Annotated in this window: 3 protein-coding genes; 1 reads left to right on the top strand and 2 read right to left on the bottom strand. The window is 72.5% G+C overall.

What is annotated here, in order from left to right; translation table 11 throughout:
* Nucleotides 1-800: hypothetical protein (locus tag IJH84_RS27625; protein WP_295150803.1), on the bottom strand; the 800-nt coding region annotated here is incomplete at its 3' end.
* A 61-nt stretch (nt 801-861) separates the two neighbouring features.
* Here IJH84_RS27625 and IJH84_RS27620 point away from each other — a divergent pair.
* Complete coding sequence (locus IJH84_RS27620; RefSeq protein WP_200072999.1) at nt 862-1,044, top strand: PspC domain-containing protein; 183 nt, start codon at nt 862-864, stop codon at nt 1,042-1,044.
* Nucleotides 1,045-1,330: 286 nt separating this feature from the next.
* On the opposite strand, the gene IJH84_RS27615 is transcribed toward IJH84_RS27620, so the two are convergent.
* On the bottom strand, nt 1,331-2,845 hold the full coding sequence (locus IJH84_RS27615) for a CoA-acylating methylmalonate-semialdehyde dehydrogenase (protein ID WP_295150801.1): 1,515 nt from the start codon (nt 2,843-2,845) through the stop codon (nt 1,331-1,333).
* Nucleotides 2,846-3,048: the final 203 nt, after the last annotated feature.

The raw sequence follows: 3,048 nt of genomic DNA, 5'->3' as shown, positions 1-3,048 counted from the left end.
CGGCCGGGGCGGGTGGCGCTGGTGCTGGGGGAGTCCGCGGCCGGCTCGGCTTCCGCCTCGGAGCGTTCGGCGTTCCGCCGGTGCGCTCGGGGCCCGGACTTCGTCCCGGCGCGGCGGGAATCGGCTCGGTCGCCTTCGGCGCGATCGGGCTGCTCGGTGGATCGCCGGTCCGCTGCGCGCTGCGGCTCTCGTTCGGACTGCTCGGTCTTGCGGCGGGCTCGTCCGCCGGATTCGGCGCCGCGCCGCGCGGAACCGCGCTTTCGTCGCGGCCGCTGGCTTCCGGCGCCGGACCGCCGCTCTGCCGCCGCCGAGAGCTCGTCCAGGCCGAACCCGCTGTACTCCAGCGCGCTGCTGAGCACGCCCTCCCGGACCTGCCGCGCCGAGTCCGGTTCGGCGACCGCGGCCGACAGCGTGCTCTCGACCTGGCGCCGTACCTGCTCGCCGAACCCGCGGCCGCTGCCCTTGACGAGCTGCCCGGCTCGGTCCAGCAACCGCCGTACGAGTTCATCGCGCCGCCGATCCAGCCGCCGGATCTCGTCGCCGCGCAGTTCCCGCTGCGCAGTGCGCAGCCCGTCGCCCACTTCGATCAGCTCGGCGACCGCATCGGCGTCCTCGACGGCCAGCCGGTTCACCGCCCACGCCGCCGTGGTCGGTTTGCGCAGCGCCCGGATCGCCTCGGCGCGCTGCTCGTCGCCGTCCCGGCGGGCCTGCGCGACGTGCCGGTCGCGGGCCGCGACGAACTCCGCCGGTTCGCCGCGGTAGAGCTCCCGTGCCACGTCGAGGGGCGCTTCGATGGCCATCGTCCCAGCTCAGCACGTGCGAGCCGGGCGAACCAGCCGGGATGGCGGGACCCTTGCGGACATGAGCAAAGCACTGCAACGCCCCCGCAGCGGCACCATGATCGCCGGCGTGTGCGCGGGCCTCGCGCAGCGGTTCGGGTGGAACACCACGCTGGTGCGGCTGATCTTCGTGATCTCCTGCGTGCTGCCCGGACCGCAGTTCGTGATCTACATCGCGCTGTGGATCCTGATGCCCAAGCAGTAGCCCGCGGGCCGTCGAGCTGAGCGAACGGACCGCTCGTCCGAACCGGGCCGCCCACTCCTGGCGAAATGCGAAAAACCCGCTGACTCCTGGAGCCAGCGGGCCTTTCCACATCGGGCGACCGAGGCGGCTTGCCGCCCCTCCCTTTTGGCCGCCCGGTAGAGCCGGGTCCGATCGGTCTAGGCGCCTGCGACCGGCCCGGCCAGCTCGGCGGGGTCCTGCTGGGACACACCGTATCCGGTCGAGGGCGGTCAAGCCCATGACTCGCCGACGGCGATGTCCGCGGAATTCACGTGTTCTGCGGGAACCCGAGGTCGACGCCGCCGTCGCTGGGGTCCGGCCAGCGGGTCGTGATGACCTTGCCGCGGGTGTAGAAGCGGATCCCGTCGGTGCCGTACATGTGGTGCTCGCCGAACAGCGAGTCCTTCCAGCCGCCGAAGGAGTGCGTCCCGACCGGCACCGGGATCGGCACGTTCACCCCGACCATGCCCGCCTCGACCTCCAGCTGGAACCGGCGCGCGGCCCCGCCGTCGCGGGTGAAGATCGCGGTGCCGTTGCCCCACCGCGAGGAGTTGATCAGCTCCAGCGCCTGCTCGTAGGACCCGGCGCGGACCACGCACAGCACCGGCCCGAAGATCTCGTCGGCGTAGGCGTCCATGTCCGGGGTGACCTTGTCCAGCAGGCTCACCCCGACGAAGAAGCCGTCCTCGTGGCCGGGCACCCGGTAGCCGGTGCCGTCCACCACGACCTCAGCGCCCTGCTCGCGCGCCTGCGGCACGTAGGAGGCGACCTTCTCGCGGTGCTCGGCGGTCACCAGCGGCCCCATCTCGGAGGACTCCTGGTCGCCGGGGCCGATGCGCAGGTTCCGCGCCCGCTCGGCGATCCTGCCGACCAGCTCGTCACCGATCGGGTCGACCGCCACGACCACGGACACCGCCATGCACCGCTCTCCCGCCGAGCCGTAGGCGGCCGAGACCGCGGCGTCGGCGGCCTGGTCCAGGTCGGCGTCCGGCAGCACCAGCATGTGGTTCTTCGCCCCGGCCAGCGCCTGCACCCGCTTGCCGTGCGCGACCGCGGTCTGCTGCACGTACTGCGCGATCGGGGTGGAGCCGACGAAGCTCACCGCGTCGACGTCCGGGTGGGTCAGCAGCCGGTCCACCGCGATCTTGTCGCCGTGCACCAGGTTCAGCACGCCGTCCGCCAGCCCGGCCTCGGTGGCCAGCTCCACCAGCCGCGCCGTGGCCGACGGGTCCTTCTCGCTGGGCTTGAGCACGAACGCGTTCCCGCAGGCGATGGCCAGCGGGAACATCCACATCGGCACCATCGCGGGGAAGTTGAACGGGGTGATCCCGGCGACCACGCCCACCGGCTGGCGGATCGACTCCACGTCGACCCGGCTGGAGACCTCGGTGGAGGTCTCGCCCTTGAGCAGCTGCGGGATGCCGCAGGCCAGCTCCACGATCTCCATCCCGCGGGCGACCTCGCCGAGCGCGTCGGAGCGCACCTTGCCGTGCTCGGCGGTGATCAGCTCCGCGATCTCCTCCCGGTGCCGGTCCAGCAGCTCGCGGTACTTGAACAACACCTGGGTGCGCTTGGCCAGCGAGGACTTGGCCCACTCGCGCTGCGCCCCCGCCGCCGAAGCGACCGCGGTGTCCACCTCGTCGACGCTCGCCAGCGGCAGCCGCCCGGTCTGCGCACCGGTCGCCGGGTTCGTCACCGCCTGGAACTCGCCCGAGGTGCCCTCGGCCGCCTTGCCGTCGATCCAATGCCGGATGTGCTGAATGGCCATTCCTTCGGTTCCCATCGTGATCGTCCTGTGTGCCCGGGCGCGCGCCCGCACGGCCACCGGCGCGCGCAGGTTACAGGTAATGCCGCTGGTCGCGGCGGTTGTGGTCGTACTGCTCACGTGCCGCGCGGGTGCTTTCCAGCGCGGCGACCTCGGCGACCGGGACGTCCCACCACGCCTCCGGCGGCAGCTGCTTCTTCGCCGGATCGGTCTCCACGTGG

Source organism: Saccharopolyspora sp. (assembly GCF_017434145.1).
In the GTDB taxonomy this organism is placed as follows: domain Bacteria; phylum Actinomycetota; class Actinomycetes; order Mycobacteriales; family Pseudonocardiaceae; genus Saccharopolyspora_C; species Saccharopolyspora_C galaxeae.
This window is presented reverse-complemented; position numbering and strand designations above follow the sequence as displayed.

Bases quoted from the DNA above. Each gene is read 5' to 3' on its own strand.
- IJH84_RS27620 (WP_200072999.1), top strand. From the start codon at position 862: ATGAGCAAAGCACTGCAACGCCCCCGCAGCGGCACCATGATCGCCGGC.
- IJH84_RS27615 (WP_295150801.1), bottom strand. From the start codon at position 2,845: ATGGGAACCGAAGGAATGGCCATTCAGCACATCCGGCATTGGATCGAC.